Source organism: Streptomyces kunmingensis (assembly GCF_039533535.1).
Taxonomy (GTDB): domain Bacteria; phylum Actinomycetota; class Actinomycetes; order Streptomycetales; family Streptomycetaceae; genus Streptomyces; species Streptomyces kunmingensis.
Genome location: NZ_BAAATS010000007.1, coordinates 111048 through 124168 on the forward strand (window position 1 = coordinate 111048; position 13121 = coordinate 124168).

Annotated in this window: 11 protein-coding genes; 6 read left to right on the forward strand and 5 right to left on the reverse strand. The window is 73.3% G+C overall.

Annotated elements, in window-relative coordinates:
• Nucleotides 1–16 precede the first annotated feature (16 nt).
• The 4 genes from ABD366_RS12650 to ABD366_RS12665 are packed head-to-tail and all read left to right on the forward strand — an operon-like array spanning nt 17 to nt 2959.
• Nucleotides 17–502 carry a ribose-5-phosphate isomerase gene (locus ABD366_RS12650; RefSeq protein WP_324775918.1) on the forward strand — a complete coding sequence of 162 codons (486 nt, stop codon included), beginning with the start codon at nt 17–19 and terminating at the stop codon, nt 500–502.
• Nucleotides 502–1272: a triose-phosphate isomerase family protein gene (locus tag ABD366_RS12655; RefSeq protein WP_324775916.1), complete on the forward strand. Its 771-nt coding sequence runs from the start codon at nt 502–504 to the stop codon at nt 1270–1272. The genes ABD366_RS12650 and ABD366_RS12655 overlap by 1 nt, the downstream gene beginning before the upstream one ends.
• Nucleotides 1272–2099, forward strand: coding sequence for a sugar phosphate isomerase/epimerase family protein (locus ABD366_RS12660; protein ID WP_324775914.1), 828 nt, complete (start codon nt 1272–1274; stop codon nt 2097–2099). The genes ABD366_RS12655 and ABD366_RS12660 overlap by 1 nt, the downstream gene beginning before the upstream one ends.
• A gap of 2 nt (nt 2100–2101) precedes the next feature.
• Entirely contained in the window at nt 2102–2959 is an 858-nt protein-coding gene (locus tag ABD366_RS12665; RefSeq protein ID WP_324775912.1) for a phosphogluconate dehydrogenase C-terminal domain-containing protein, read from the forward strand.
• Between the two features lie 94 nt (nt 2960–3053).
• Here the strand turns inward: ABD366_RS12665 and ABD366_RS12670 are convergent, their stop codons facing one another.
• The 3 genes from ABD366_RS12670 to ABD366_RS12680 form a co-directional block, all read right to left on the reverse strand.
• Nucleotides 3054–3686: a DUF6629 family protein gene (locus ABD366_RS12670; protein WP_324775910.1), complete on the reverse strand. Its 633-nt coding sequence runs from the start codon at nt 3684–3686 to the stop codon at nt 3054–3056.
• Nucleotides 3687–3742: 56 nt separating this feature from the next.
• Nucleotides 3743–5158, reverse strand: a complete 1416-nt coding sequence (locus ABD366_RS12675; protein WP_324775908.1) for an FAD-binding oxidoreductase — start codon at nt 5156–5158, stop codon at nt 3743–3745.
• 177 nt (nt 5159–5335) lie between these two features.
• The gene (locus tag ABD366_RS12680) at nt 5336–7924 is read right to left on the reverse strand and encodes an ATP-binding protein (protein ID WP_344441691.1); all 2589 of its coding nucleotides are present in this window, start codon (nt 7922–7924) and stop codon (nt 5336–5338) included.
• Nucleotides 7925–8036: 112 nt separating this feature from the next.
• Here ABD366_RS12680 and ABD366_RS12685 point away from each other — a divergent pair, with 112 nt between their 5' ends.
• Complete coding sequence (locus tag ABD366_RS12685) at nt 8037–8507, forward strand: MarR family winged helix-turn-helix transcriptional regulator (protein WP_324769820.1); 471 nt, start codon at nt 8037–8039, stop codon at nt 8505–8507.
• The gene (locus tag ABD366_RS12690; RefSeq protein WP_324769819.1) at nt 8504–11143 is read left to right on the forward strand and encodes an FUSC family protein; all 2640 of its coding nucleotides are present in this window, start codon (nt 8504–8506) and stop codon (nt 11141–11143) included. The genes ABD366_RS12685 and ABD366_RS12690 overlap by 4 nt, the downstream gene beginning before the upstream one ends.
• Here the strand turns inward: ABD366_RS12690 and ABD366_RS12695 are convergent.
• A complete protein-coding gene (locus ABD366_RS12695; RefSeq protein ID WP_324769817.1) occupies nt 11140–11550 on the reverse strand; it encodes a Ser-Thr-rich GPI-anchored membrane family protein in 411 nt (136 codons plus the stop codon). The two genes, ABD366_RS12690 and ABD366_RS12695, sit on opposite strands and share 4 nt — an antisense overlap.
• A gap of 207 nt (nt 11551–11757) precedes the next feature.
• The gene (locus ABD366_RS12700; protein ID WP_324769816.1) at nt 11758–13092 is read right to left on the reverse strand and encodes an SLC13 family permease; all 1335 of its coding nucleotides are present in this window, start codon (nt 13090–13092) and stop codon (nt 11758–11760) included.
• Between the last annotated feature and the right edge of the window lie 29 nt (nt 13093–13121).

Consider the following 13121-nt stretch of genomic DNA (forward strand, 5'->3'; position numbering starts at 1 on the left):
GCTAAGGACACGCAACATGAGTGAGAAGCTGCGGATCGTCGTCGGCTGCGACGACGCCGGATTCCAGTACAAGGAAGCCCTCAAGGCGGACCTCCAGGCGAGCGACCTCGTCGCCTCCGTCACCGACGTCGGCGTGGACGCCGACGGGCACACCGCCTACCCGCAGATCGCCATCGCCGCCGCCGAGCTGGTCGCGCGCGGCGAGGCCGACCGGGCGCTGCTCGTCTGCGGCACCGGCCTCGGCGTCGCGATCGCCGCCAATAAGGTCAAGGGGATCCGCGCCGTCACCGCCCACGACTCCTTCTCCGTCGAGCGCGCGGTGCTCTCCAACAACGCCCAGGTCCTCACCTTCGGCCAGCGCGTCGTCGGCCTGGAACTGGCCCGCCGCCTCGCCGCCGAATGGCTGACCTACCGCTTCGACGACTCCTCGCCGTCCGCCGCGAAGGTCCGCCTGATGAGCGACTACGAGAACGACACCGAGAACGACTCCGAGGCCGCCTGATGACTTCCCCCGTCCTGCTCGGGGTGAGCCTGAAGATGTACTTCGGCCACCACGAGACCCTCAACTGGGCGCGGAAGATAGTCCAGTTGGCCGACCGGCACCCCGCCGTCACCAGCGGCGCGGCCCGCCTGTTCGTGCTGCCCGCCTTCCCGGCGATCGTGCCCGTGGCCGGGATCCTCGCGCGCAGCGGCGTCGACGTCGGCGCTCAGGACATCGCCACCGAGGACGTCGGCGCGTACACGGGCGAGGTGTCGGGGCCGTATCTGAAGGAGATCGGCTGCCGTTACGCCGAGGTCGGGCACGCCGAGCGCCGCCGCCTCTACGGCGAGGGCGACACGGTCGTCGCCGCGAAGACCGCCGCCGCCCTGCGCAACGGGCTCACCCCGGTCCTGTGCGTCGGCGAGCTCGACCCCGTCGAGCCCGGGGAAGCCGCCCGCCGCACCCTCGCCGAGGCCGCCCGCCTGCTGTACGGCATGCGCGGCAAGGTCGTCCTCGCCTACGAGCCGCAATGGGCCATCGGGGCGCCCGAGCCCGCCTCGCCCGAGCACATCACCACGGTGTGCGCTGCGCTGGGGGAGTGGCTGAACTCCCGCCCTCAGCATGCCGGTTCGACCGTCATCTACGGCGGCAGCGCGGGACCCGGACTGCTGACCCGCCTCGGCGGAGCCGCCGGCGGCCTCTTCCTGGGCCGCTTCGCGCACGACCCGGCGGCCGTCGGCGCGATCCTCGACGAGGTCGAGGCCCTGAACTCCCCCGCGGCGGTGGCGTGATGGCGTACGGCATCAGCACCTACGCGTACTTCTGGCGGATCTCCGAGCGTGCGCCCAAGCCGCTCTCCCTGCTCGACATGCTCGTCGACACCAAGGAGCTGGGCGGCGAGGTCTTCCAGATCTGCGACTACCCCGAGATCGAGTCGTACGACGCCGCGCGCCTCGCCGACGTCCGGGACGCCGCACGCGACCTGGGCCTGCGCCTGGAACTCGGCACCCGGGGCGTACGCCCCGCCCACCTCGCCAAGTACCTCGACATGGCCGGTCAGCTGGATGTGACGCTCGTCCGCTCGATGATGAACACCGCCGACCACCGGCCATCCGTCGACGAGGCCGTCACGCTGCTGCGCGAGGCGCTGCCCGGATACGCGGCCGCCGGGGTGACCCTCGGCCTGGAGACCTACGAGCAGGTCTCCACCGACGATCTCCTCGCCGTGGTCAAGGGCGTCGACGACCCGCACCTGGGCGTCGTCCTCGACCCGGGCAACAGCGTGGCCCGCCTGGAGCGCCCCGCCGACGTCGTCGCGGCCACCGCCCCGTACGTCGTGAACATCCACGTCAAGGACTTCGCCTTCACCCGCCGCGACGGCTGGGTCGGCTTCACCTACGCGGGCTGCCCGCTCGGCACAGGGCTGCTCGACTACCCGGCCATGGTCGCCGCGGTCCGCCCGGACGAGCGCGGCCTGAACCAGATCGTGGAGCACTGGCTCCCGTGGCAGGACGAGGGCTTCGACGCCACCGCCCGGCTCGAACACCAGTGGACGCACCACAGCATCACCACCCTCGTGAGCAACACCCTTCTGAACACCCCTCTGAGGAGCGAATGACCATGGCCACCGAGAACAAGACAGTCGCCGTCATCGGGGCCGCCGGCAAGATGGGCCAGCGTGTCTCCAACAACCTGGTCGAGAGCGACTTCCGGGTCCTCTTCAGCGAGGCGTCCCCGAAGGGTCAGGAGCTGATCCGCTCCCTCGGCCGCGACCTCACCGACTCCGACGCCGCCGCCAAGGAGGCCGACGTCGTGATCCTGGCGGTGCCGGACATCGTCCTCGGCACCGTCTCCGAGCAGCTGGTCCCGCTGATGAAGCCGGGCGCCGTCGTCCTCACGCTCGACCCGGCCGCCGCCTACGCGGGCCTGCTCTTCGCCCGCGACGACGTGCACTACGCGTGCGCGCACCCCTGCCACCCCTCCGTCTTCCTGGAGCGCACCACCAAGGAGGAGTGGCAGGACACCTTCGGCGGCATCGCCGCGCCGCAGGAGGTCGTGGCCGCGTACGAGGGCGGCGACGCCGACAAGCAGGCTCTCGCCGACGCCGTCATCCGCGTCATGTACGCCCCGGTCGTCGACGTCCACTGGGTCACCGTCAAGCAGCTCGCCGTCCTGGAGCCGACGCTCGTCGAGACCATCGCCTGCATGGTCGGCGCGCTGCTCACCGAGGCGCTGCACGAGACCGTGCACACCGTCGGCGTCCCCGAGAAGGCCGCCCGCGCGATGCTGCTCGGCCACACCCAGGTCGCCCTCGCCAACACGCTGAAGGGCTCCAACCCGTTCTCCGACGCCTGCCTCATCGCGATGGACTACGGCCGTGAGTCGATCGTCCGCGACGACTGGAAGAAGGTCTTCGACGACGCGGAGCTCGACAAGGTCATCACGCGCATGCTCAAGATCAAGGAGATCAAGCGCTGACCCGTCCCGGTCGCGCCCGGGCGGACGCGGCCGCGTAACCCCTGGTCACCGCCGCGCCCGGCGGTGACCGGGGAGTCGCCGTGCGGGCCGTCTCTCAGTCGCTGTCCGGCGCGGGCGGGGGCCGGCGCACCCAGACGTACAGCACCACCGAGCACACCGCGGCGCAGGCGCACCAGGTCGAGATGAACTCCCAGCGCCACAGTGCCGTGCACCCGGCCGCGGCGACCGCGACCAGGCCGCCGAGCAGTACCAGGTACGCCTCGCCGGACAGGAGCAGCGAGCCGATCGTCGCCAAAAGGTACCCGGCGATCAGCCATCCGGCGTGCGGCAGGCCGATCTCGTAGGCCATGGTGTGTCCACGGACCGAAGCCGTGAGGGTCCTCGTCGCCAGCACGTACGCGAGGGCGGCGGACGTCACGACGCCGCACACGAGCGGGAGCGCCAGACGCCGGCGGGCCCGGGCCGGCGCCACGCACAGCACGCCCGCCGGGACCCAGAGCGGGAGCAGCGGCAGTGCGATCACCGCCCAGGCGACGACGGCGGGCCCGCGGCCGCCGGAGTCGTTCCAGATCACCGCCTCGATGATCTGATGGGCCCCGAGCAGCAGCGGAAGCGCCGCCAGGGGCAGGGCGCGCGGCCGGGTGCGGGCCGCCCGCGTCACGCAGGCGGCCCCCACAGCGGCGATCGCAGTTCCTGCTACGAGGTCGGCCGTCGCGCTCCAGCACATGCGGTCACGCTACGTTCCGCGGGCCCGCCCGGCGCGTCGACGCCCGCCGCGTCCGGTCAGGGCCTGGCCTCGTAACGGGAGGCCGGGTCGGGTTCGATGTTCTGGTTGTGCCGGAAGACGTTCTCCGGGTCCAGGGCCGCCTTGATGCGGGCGAGGCGCGCGTAGTTGCCGCGGTAGCTCGCCCGGACGCGCTCCTGTCCCTCGTCCATCATCATGTTCACGTAGGCGCCGCCCGCCGAGAACGGGTGCAGGGCCTCGAAGTAGTCGACCGTCCAGCGCTTGATCAGCTCGGCGTTGGCGGGGTCCGGGTCCACGCCCGCGTAGACGCTCGCCCACTGGCAGTCCCGGTAGTTGAAGGCGGTGTCGGTCGCGCGGTGGTCGTGGACGGCGCCGTCGATCGGGTACAGGTGCATCGTCGACTGCGCCGTCGGCGCCTCGGGTCCGAACTTGGCGTGCAGCGCCACGGCCTCGTCCGGGATGTCCCGCACGAAGTCGGCCCGCCAGTACCACTGGTCGCCGGGCGGATAGGACCCGTCGAACATCGACTGCAGGACCGGGTGCGGCATCGGCGCCACGGCGTGCAGCAGCGGCTCCGGCAGCCCGTCGAGGAGCGGGGCCATCGCCCGCCCGGCCACCTCGGGGTCGTCGTTCGTGTGGCACCACACGACGGCGCACACCTTGCGCAGGTGCAGCTCCTCGGGGAACGGCGGCGCCGGCGGGACGGTCGCGTACATGAAGAAGCCGTTGACGTCGCGGGGCGCCGCGGGAATGAACTCCCGGTAGGCGGTGAGGACTTCGGCGCCCTGTTCGGCCGGCCAGAAGGTGGGCCCCGCCACGACCGTGTCCACCTCGTGCAGACGGAACGTGAACGCGGTGACGACGCCGAAGTTGCCGCCGCCGCCCCGCAGTCCCCAGTACAGGTCCGGGTTCTCGTCGGCGTCCGCGCGCACGCGCGTGCCGTCGGCCAGGACGACCTCCGCGGCCAGGATGTTGTCGACCGTCAGTCCGCAGCGCCGGGTGAGGTGGCCGAGCCCGCCGCCGAGCGCGAGGCCGCCGACGCCGGTGGTGGAGACGATGCCGCTGGGGGTGGCCAGGCCGTGTTCGTGGGTGGCGGCGTCGACCAGGCCCCAGGTGGCGCCGCCGCCGACGCGTACGGTGCGGGCGGCGGCGTCGACCTCGACGGAGTTCATCGGCGCCAGGTCCGCGACGACACCGCCGTCGCACGTGCCGAGTCCCGCCCCGTGGTGACCGCCGCCGCGCACCGCGAGCGGCAGTCCGTGGCGGCGCGCGAAGCCGATGACGTGCGCGACGTCGTCGGCGTCGGCGCAGCGCGCCACGAGCGCGGGGCGCCGGTCGATCATGGCGTTGTAGACGGCGCGTGCCTCGTCGTACGCCGGATCCTGCGGTCCGGTCAACTCGCCGCGAAATGACGTGAGTTCGCTGCGTGCCGCCTGTGCGGGCGTGCTGGTCATGAGGTCCCCCGGAAGCCATCGGTGTGGTCCGCCCGTTCTACGGCCACCCGGCGCACGCGGCATGGGTGCCGACCACCTACCTCTGGCCGGTCGGCTACCTACGTTTCGCCCAGGGCCTGTCTGACAAGTCCCGTCGTCGCCCGGATCGCGGGGCAGACGGGAGTTGTCGGACACGCCCTAGCCGAGCAGCCCGAGCTCCGCGGCCCGCGCGGCGGCCAGGCGCCGGGTGGGCGCGTCGAGCTTCTCCAGGACGGCGCGGACGTGGTTGTCGACCGTGCGGACGGAGACGACGAGCCGGCTCGCGATCTCGGCGTTGGTCAGCCCCTGCACCAGGAGCCGCAGGACCTGGAGTTGACGGCTCGTCAGCCCTGCCGGGTTGCGTCGCGTCGCCGCGTGGGGGCCGCGGGGGACGTGCCGCACCCCGAGGGCGCGCAGCTCGCCGCGGACCAGGCGGGCCAGCGGCAGCGCGCCCATCGCGTCCAGGGTCAGCAGCGCGCTCAGTTTGTCCGCCGGATCCGGGCTCTCGGCGAGGGCCGCCGCGTGTTCGTACGGGCAGCCCGCCTCCTGCCACAGCCGGGCCGCCTTGTCCCACTGGCCCGCCGCCTGCAACGCGTACGGATGACCCGAACCGTCCAGTGGTACGGCCCTGCCCGCCTTGCCGAGCCAGTAGCCCAGCTCGGGCAGGTGCGGAGGGGCGGAAAGCCGTCTGGCCTGCGCGTGCACCGGCTCGGCTGCCGCGAGGACGCCCGCCGGGTCGCCGCGCAACCAGGCCGCCTCCGCGCGCGCCGCCGCCACCGGTGCCAGGCGCTGGAGTTCCCGGGTGTCGAGGGCGATCCGCCAGGCGCGGTCGAGGAGTTCGCCGCCGCCCCCGGTGCCGCGCCGGATCCGGACCCGGGCGAGGACGGTGAGCGCCGGGCAGCGGGCGGGCGGGAAGACGTCCGTGCCGAGCAGCGCGAACCGCTCGGCCGCCGCCCAGTCACCCGCGGCGAACCGGTGCAGCGCCCGCTCCACCTGGAGGTAGGTGAGGAAACCGAGGTGTTCGGCGCGGTCGGCGAGGTCCATGGCGGGCGTGAGGAACCGGTCGGCGTCGGCGAGACGCAGATCGTCGAGGAGGAACCAGACGATGTTGGCGTACGCGCGGCAGGCGTGCTCCACCTCACCTGCGGCAAGGGCCACCCGCAGGCTCTCCTCCAACTGCCGCTGCCCCGCCGGGTCCCCGGAGCGCCAGCGGGCGCTGCCGACGTTGTTGAGGGCGTGCGCGAGGATCGCCGTGTCGTCCACCGAGCGGGCAAGCGCCATCGCCCGCTCGCCGTAGTCGACGGCCTGCGCGTACTCGTCGGACAGCATGCGCAACTGCGCCGTGTTGCTCAGGGCGAGGGCCAACAGGCCCTCGTCACCGGCCTGTTCGAGCACGGTGAGCGCCTCGCGCGCGGCCGCCTGCGCCGCGTCCGCGTCCCCGGCCCACCAGTGGATGCGCGACAGCCAGCGCAGATCCGCCCCGAGGGCCCGCAGATCGCCCAGCTCCCGACGGAGTGCCACGGCGTCGCCCTGGGCGGCGACGGCGGCCCCCGCGTCCCCGATGGTGTAGCTCTCGACCGCGAACCGCTCCAGCAGATCGGCCCGTTCGGCGGGCCCGAACCGGTCGCGGTGGCGCAGCACGAGCCGCAGATGCGCGGCGGCCTCCCGGTGCGAACCCGCGCGGGTGGCGTCCCGCGCGGCCCCCGGCCCGTACCGGGTCACGGCCTGGGCGTCCCCGGCCGCCGCCGCGTGGTGCACGATCCGCGACCGGTCGGCGTCCGGGGCGGCCGTCAGCGCGGACAGCACGGCGCGGTCGAGCGTGATGCGCCGTGCCGTGGGCAGCGAGTCGACCACCGCGCGGCGGATGATCTCGTGCCGGAACGCCACCCGGTCCACGGCCACGACCAGCAGTCCGCCCTGCTCCGCCGCCGTGAGCGCGTCGTCCGCGTCCCCCAGCAGGGCGTCGACGAGGGGGCGCTCCACCGCCGAGGGCACCACGGCCAGCTGTTCGAGGGCGTCCCTCGTCGTGTCGGTGAGCCCGCGCAGCCGGGCCAGTACGGCGTCGACCACGGTCGGCGGCACCTCGCCGGTGTCACCCGCCGTGATCACCTCGGCGACGAAGAACGGATTGCCCGACGTCACGGTGTAGACCTGCGCCGGATCGAGATCGGCCGCCGCACTGAGGGCGCGCACCGCCTCGGGCGACAGCGGGGCGAGCGGCAGCCGGTGCACCCGGGGCGCCCCCGACACCACGCCGAGCAGCTGCCGCAGCGGATGGCCGCGGCCCAGCTGGTCGTCCCGGTAGGTGAGGACGAGGACGGCCGGCCAGCCGTGGACCCGGCGCACCAGATACCGCAGCGCGTCCAGGGAGGCCTCGTCGGCCCAGTGCACGTCCTCCACGACCAGCACCGCGGGGTGCGGGGCGCCGGCCAGCTCGGCGTGCAGCGCCTCGTGGACCCGGTGCCGGTCGCCCGCGTCGCGCAGCGCCCGCGCCAGCTCGGCGCCCACGCTCCCGACGAGGTCCCGCAGTGGTCCGAGGGGCCGGCCGGTGGCCAGGTCGTCGCACTGTCCGACGAGGAGTCGTGCCCCGGGAGGCAGTATCCCCGGCAGGGCTCTGACCAGGGATGATTTACCGATCCCGGCCTCACCCAGGACGAGCGCGACGGAGCCGGCGCCGCCCGTGGCGTCCCGCACGGCGGCTGCCAGCCGCTCCAGTTCGAGATCCCGTTCGAGGATCCCCCCGTCCACGTCCGGATTCTCCCACCGCGGTGGCCTGGAGGGGAGAGGGGCCGGGCTCCGGGTCGGGCGTTCGTATCCACCCGGGTCGAGTGTTTGTATGTGGCATGTATATAATTTCCATATGCATCTATCCTCGGGGTCCGTCGGAACCGTCGAGGCTCTACGGATCGAAGGCGCCGCCCGCGGCCTCCTGCGGGGGATCGGACAGCTGACCCAGGCCCTCTTCAAGGCCGGAGACTTCGGGCTCACGCGCAGCCAGGTCGCCCTCCTCGACGCACTCGAACCGGGACCGCGCCGGGTGACCGGACTCGCCGCCGCGACCGGTATGGCGCAGCCGCGGGTCACCGTGATCCTGCAGAAGCTCGAAGAGGCCGGACTCGTCCAGCGGGAGCGCTGCGCGGCCGACCGGCGCGCGGTGCAGACGTCCCTGACGCCTGCCGGACGCGACCTGCTCGAACGCGGCCGTCAGCGGATGGCCGAAGCCCTGCTCGCCGCACTCGACGGCGGCATCGACGACTCGGAACGCGCGGTCAAAGCCGCCCGGAACGCCATCACCGCACTCGTGACCGCCATGGAATCGGAGACCAGTTGACCACCCCGGACACCCTGCCGGACACCGCCACCACGCACGCGGTCGCCGCCCCGGACCTCGCCCCCCACCGGGTCGCGGGCCCGCGCAGACGGTGGGACTGGGTCCTCGCGGCCGACCCGGGACTCGGCCAGCTCCAAGCGGGCTGGCGGACGCTGGTCGCCATGGTCACCTCGCTCGCCGTCGGCTACGGGATGGCCGAGGCGCTGAAGATCCCGCCCATGATCGGCATGATGGTCGCCGGGATGATGGGCCTGATGAGCGCCTTCGCGGTCGCCGAGAACACCTGGGACCGGCTGGCCCGCGCCATCCTGTGGATGCCGTTCCCGTACACCGCTGTCCTGTGGCTCTGCGCGAGCCTGAACGGGCAGCGCACCGCTCAGATGGTCCTGATGATCAGCGCGCTCGCGCTGACGTTCTTCCTTGCCAGGTTCGGGCCGATGGCTCTGATCACCGGCATGATGATGTTCAACGGCCTGATGGTCGGCATGCTCGCGGGCATCCCCGCCGCGCTCGTCGGCAAGGCCTTCGCGGTCGCCCTCGTCTCCGCCGCCGCCGTCCTCGCGACCCGGCTGCTGCTCTGCTGGCCGATGCCCCGCGAGGACCTGCTGCGCACCCAGCGGGCCTTCGTCGTGGAGGCCCGGCGGGTCGCCGACGCCGCCGTGGACGCGTTCGACGCGGACGCCGACCCCGAGCGGGCGGTGCGCCGCATGGAGCGCGCCCTGCGCCGCCTGAACATCACCACCGTCACCATCGACGGCCGCCTCGCCCAGCCCGAGGTCGCCGCCGACCCGGCCGCCGCCGAACTCCTGCACCGGCACCTGTTCGACGCCGAACTCGCCCTGCGCGGCATCGGCCAGGCCACCACGGAACTGACCCGCAGGCCCGTCCCCGGACCGCTGCGCGAAGCCCTCGCGGTCGGCCTCGTGCTGGCCCGAGACACCCCCCTCGACCGGGCGGAGGGGATCCGCCCGGTCGCGGCCCGCGTCCAGGAACGGGCCGAGACGATCCTGCGCGACGCCACCGCACCGGCCGACGACGTCGAGGCCGCCGTGCTCGCCCGCCGCATCGGACACCTCCTGGACTCGCTCGCCGGGTCCCTGCACAACTGGCTCGCCCTCGGCCGCACCACCGCGGCCAGCCCGTCGGACGTTCCCTTCCAGCCCACCGTCGCCCTGGAGAACAACCGGCTGCCCGGATCGGCCGGCCCCGCCCGGCGCGTCCTCGCCGCGGGCTCGGAGTCCGGCTGGCGCCGCGTCATCCCCTTCGTCCGCGTCCCCGTGCACGCCGCCGTGGCCGCCGCCATCGTCTGCCCGATCGCCGACGCCATCGACCCGCGCCGCTTCTACTGGGGCCTGGTCGGCGTCATGATCACGCTGTTCGGCACCAACACCACCCACGAACGCCTGCGCAAGTTCGGCCACCGCATGGTCGGCACCGCCATCGGCGCCGTGCTCGGCATCGTCATCCTGCACCTCATCGGCCGCGACCACGTCTACGCGACGCTCGCCGTCATCGTCGCGGGCCTCACCCTCGGCGCCTGGGGCATGCAGCGCGCCTACGCCTGCTGGGTGGTCGGCCTCGTCGTCGCCCTCGTCCAGCTCTACGCCCTGACCACCCCCGACAGCGGCATGAACCACCTGCTGGGGGAGCGGCTCCTCGACAACGGCATCGGCGTCCTCGTCGCCACCGCCTGCGCCGCGCTGATCTTCCCGCTCTCCCGCCGCACCGTCGTCAAGGAGGCCGAGCGCGGCTACGTAGACGCCCTCGCCCAGGTCGTCATGCAGGTCGAACAGCGCTGGTCCCGGCCGGACGAACCGGTACGGCTGCGCGGCGCGGCCCGCGCCGTGGACGCCGCGCTGAGCCAGGTGCAGAGCGTCGTACGCCCCCTGGTGCGGATGCCCGTCGGCGTGCGCGGACCCGCCGCCGAGCACCGGGCCGCGCTCCTCGCCACCGCGACCGGACACGCCAGGGCACTGGCCGTGGCCGCCGACATCGACGTGGACCTCGCCCCGCGCCTGGCCGACCGCGCCCGGCTCATCACCACGACCCTCACCGCGTCCCTCAAGGAACTCGACCGGTTCTTCGCGAGCGGCGAGCCGGAGGGCACCGGCGCCTGGCGGCGGATCAGCCCACTCGTACGGGAACTGGAGGCCGAGCTCGCCCCGGCCCCGCCCGGCCCCCGGGCCCGGCGCCTGGGCACCGCGCTGCGCGAACTCGACGCCCTCGACGAAACCCTCGCCGCCTACGCGGAACAGGCCGGTCTCCCGGTCGCCGCCGAAGGCCGCACCGCACCGGCACCCACCTCGCCCATGCAGCGGCGCACCCGCTCCCTGATGGCCGCCTGGAACGAGCCCTCCCACCGCGAACCGGCGCCCACCGGGACGGCCCGCGTCGAAGGCGGCGTGTACTGTGCCGCACACCCCGAGGGCTGCCCCGCGTGGGTCACGGTGATCAGCGCCCGCGGCAAACGCCTCGCCAAGTCACCGGTGACAGAGGGCGGTTACCACGTGGACGCGCTGCCCCCGGGCACGCACACCCTGGTCATCTCCGCCGCTCAGCACGCACCGCGCGCCGAACTCGTCACCGTGGAGAGCCCGACGGGGACCGTCCGGCACGACGTCGAACTGCGCTGCTAGCGGGCGCCCGGCCCAGAGGTCTGCCGAGCCGGCGCGGGCGGCCCCTGGGCGGACGGGCCCACCGTGAAGGACGGGCTGGAGCCGTGCTCGCCGCCGTCGCGGGCGACGATCTCGATGGCGTAGTCCGCGCCCTGTGCCACATCGGGCAGGACGGCCGCCTTCTCGCCGGAGGGGGCGGCGCTGACCTTCGCGGCGAGCTGGGCGACGCGGACCGAATCACCGTGCACCAGCCACATGTCCACCTCCCGCCCGGTGCTGTTGTGCCAGGTCACCAGGACACTGCCGCCCGACCGGTGCACGGAGCCCGCGGTCGGTGCGGTCACCTCGACGGCCGGGCCGGACGCCGCCGGGGCGAAGCCGAACAGCAGCGGGACGACGGCGAAAACAAGGAATCCGGTACGGCGCATGCGACGACCTCGTTCCGACAGGGGGACACGGCGGTTGAGCCGACACGGTCACCCTCCCACCCGCACAAGATCACGTAAGGCCTCGGCGGCCGACGCCACCCCAAGAGGTACGCCTCTGTCCCCGAAGCGGACCTCTCGACTGGACAGCGCGCCCGGCGCCGCCCATCCTCGGCCCGCCCCGTAACGAATTGACGGGGGCGCCGGGTCTCATCCGAGGCCCGGCACCACGAACGCGAGCCAGACCACGGCGGGAGCGACGACCACGACCCCGGCCCCGTAGACCATCAACTGCCGGAAGAACCGGTCCCGGTCGATGTCCTCCGCGTTCGCGAGGACCAGCGCCCCGTTGGTGGAGAACGGGCTGACGTCGACCACGGTCGCCGAGACGGCGAGCGCCGCGACCATGCCCACCGCGCCGACCTCACCGGCCGCGAGGAACGGTACGGCCAGCGGGATCAGCGCGCCGATGATGCCGACGGACGACGCGAACGCCGAGACGATCGCCCCGATGTAGCAGAGCAGCAGGGCCGCGAGCAGGGGCACCCCGATGTCACCGACGGCCTCCCCGGCCCACTTGATGGTGCCCATCTCGTCCAGTACGCCGACGTACGTGAGCACACCGCAGATCAGGAACACCGTCGACCAGGAGATGTCGGCGACCGCCGTCTTGCTCGTCGCGGGCCACACGACACTGAGGACGACCGCGATCGTGATCGCGGTGAGGCCGACGTCGAGGTCGAACACGAGCGCGCCGACGACCAGGGCCACGAGCCCCGTGAGGGTGGCGATGCGCGGTCCGTCCAGGCGCGGAACGTCGGGCGCGGGAACCGGTGAGGTCCCCTCCTGCGGCCGCTCCGACGCCGGTTCCCGCGGCTCGCCCGGCTCTCCCGCGGAGCCGCCGCCGACCGCCACCGCGGCAGGCTCCGGTACGCGGACGGGGACGCCGCCGCGTCGCATCAGCACGGCGTAGACGATGCCCGCGATGACCGTGTTCACGACGAGGCTCGCGAGGAAGAGAGCGCCCTCGTTGCCCGGCAGGTGCTCACGGTCGACGATGCTGTTCACCGTCGAGCCGTAGACGCTGGTCGGCGAGAACCCGCCGGCCTGGGCGCCGTGGACCACCATGATCCCCATCAGCAGGGGGCTGATCCCGTACTGCGCGGCGAACCCGAGCGCCAGCGGCGCCACGATCGCCACCGCGCCCGGGGAGACCGCGCCGATCGCGGTGAGCGCGGCGGTGACGGCGAACATCACCCAGGGGATCAGTGCCACCCGGCCGCCCACGAGCCGGACCGAGGCATGCACCAGCCACTCGGTCGTGCCGTTGGCGCGGGCGATGGCGAACAGATAAGTGACTCCGGCGAGGACTACGAACAGATCCCCGGGGAAGCCCGCGAAGACGGCGTCGGCGTCGAGATCGGCGGCGAGTCCGCCGACCGCGAAGGCCGCCGCGAAGGCGAGGGCCCCCATGTTGACGGAGCGGGTGGTGGCGATCACGAAGATGACCGCCAGGACGAGGATGGAGAGCAACTCTGGGGACACGGCGACTCCAAGTGGATGAGTGGCTCAGC

Bases quoted from the DNA above. Each gene is read 5' to 3' on its own strand.
- ABD366_RS12675 (WP_324775908.1), bottom strand. From the start codon at position 5,158: ATGACCAGCACGCCCGCACAGGCGGCACGCAGCGAACTCACGTCATTT.
- ABD366_RS12685 (WP_324769820.1), top strand. From the start codon at position 8,037: ATGCATCTATCCTCGGGGTCCGTCGGAACCGTCGAGGCTCTACGGATC.
- ABD366_RS12660 (WP_324775914.1), top strand. From the start codon at position 1,272: ATGGCGTACGGCATCAGCACCTACGCGTACTTCTGGCGGATCTCCGAG.
- ABD366_RS12670 (WP_324775910.1), bottom strand. From the start codon at position 3,686: ATGTGCTGGAGCGCGACGGCCGACCTCGTAGCAGGAACTGCGATCGCC.
- ABD366_RS12655 (WP_324775916.1), top strand. From the start codon at position 502: ATGACTTCCCCCGTCCTGCTCGGGGTGAGCCTGAAGATGTACTTCGGC.
- ABD366_RS12695 (WP_324769817.1), bottom strand. From the start codon at position 11,550: ATGCGCCGTACCGGATTCCTTGTTTTCGCCGTCGTCCCGCTGCTGTTC.
- ABD366_RS12665 (WP_324775912.1), top strand. From the start codon at position 2,102: ATGGCCACCGAGAACAAGACAGTCGCCGTCATCGGGGCCGCCGGCAAG.
- ABD366_RS12650 (WP_324775918.1), top strand. From the start codon at position 17: ATGAGTGAGAAGCTGCGGATCGTCGTCGGCTGCGACGACGCCGGATTC.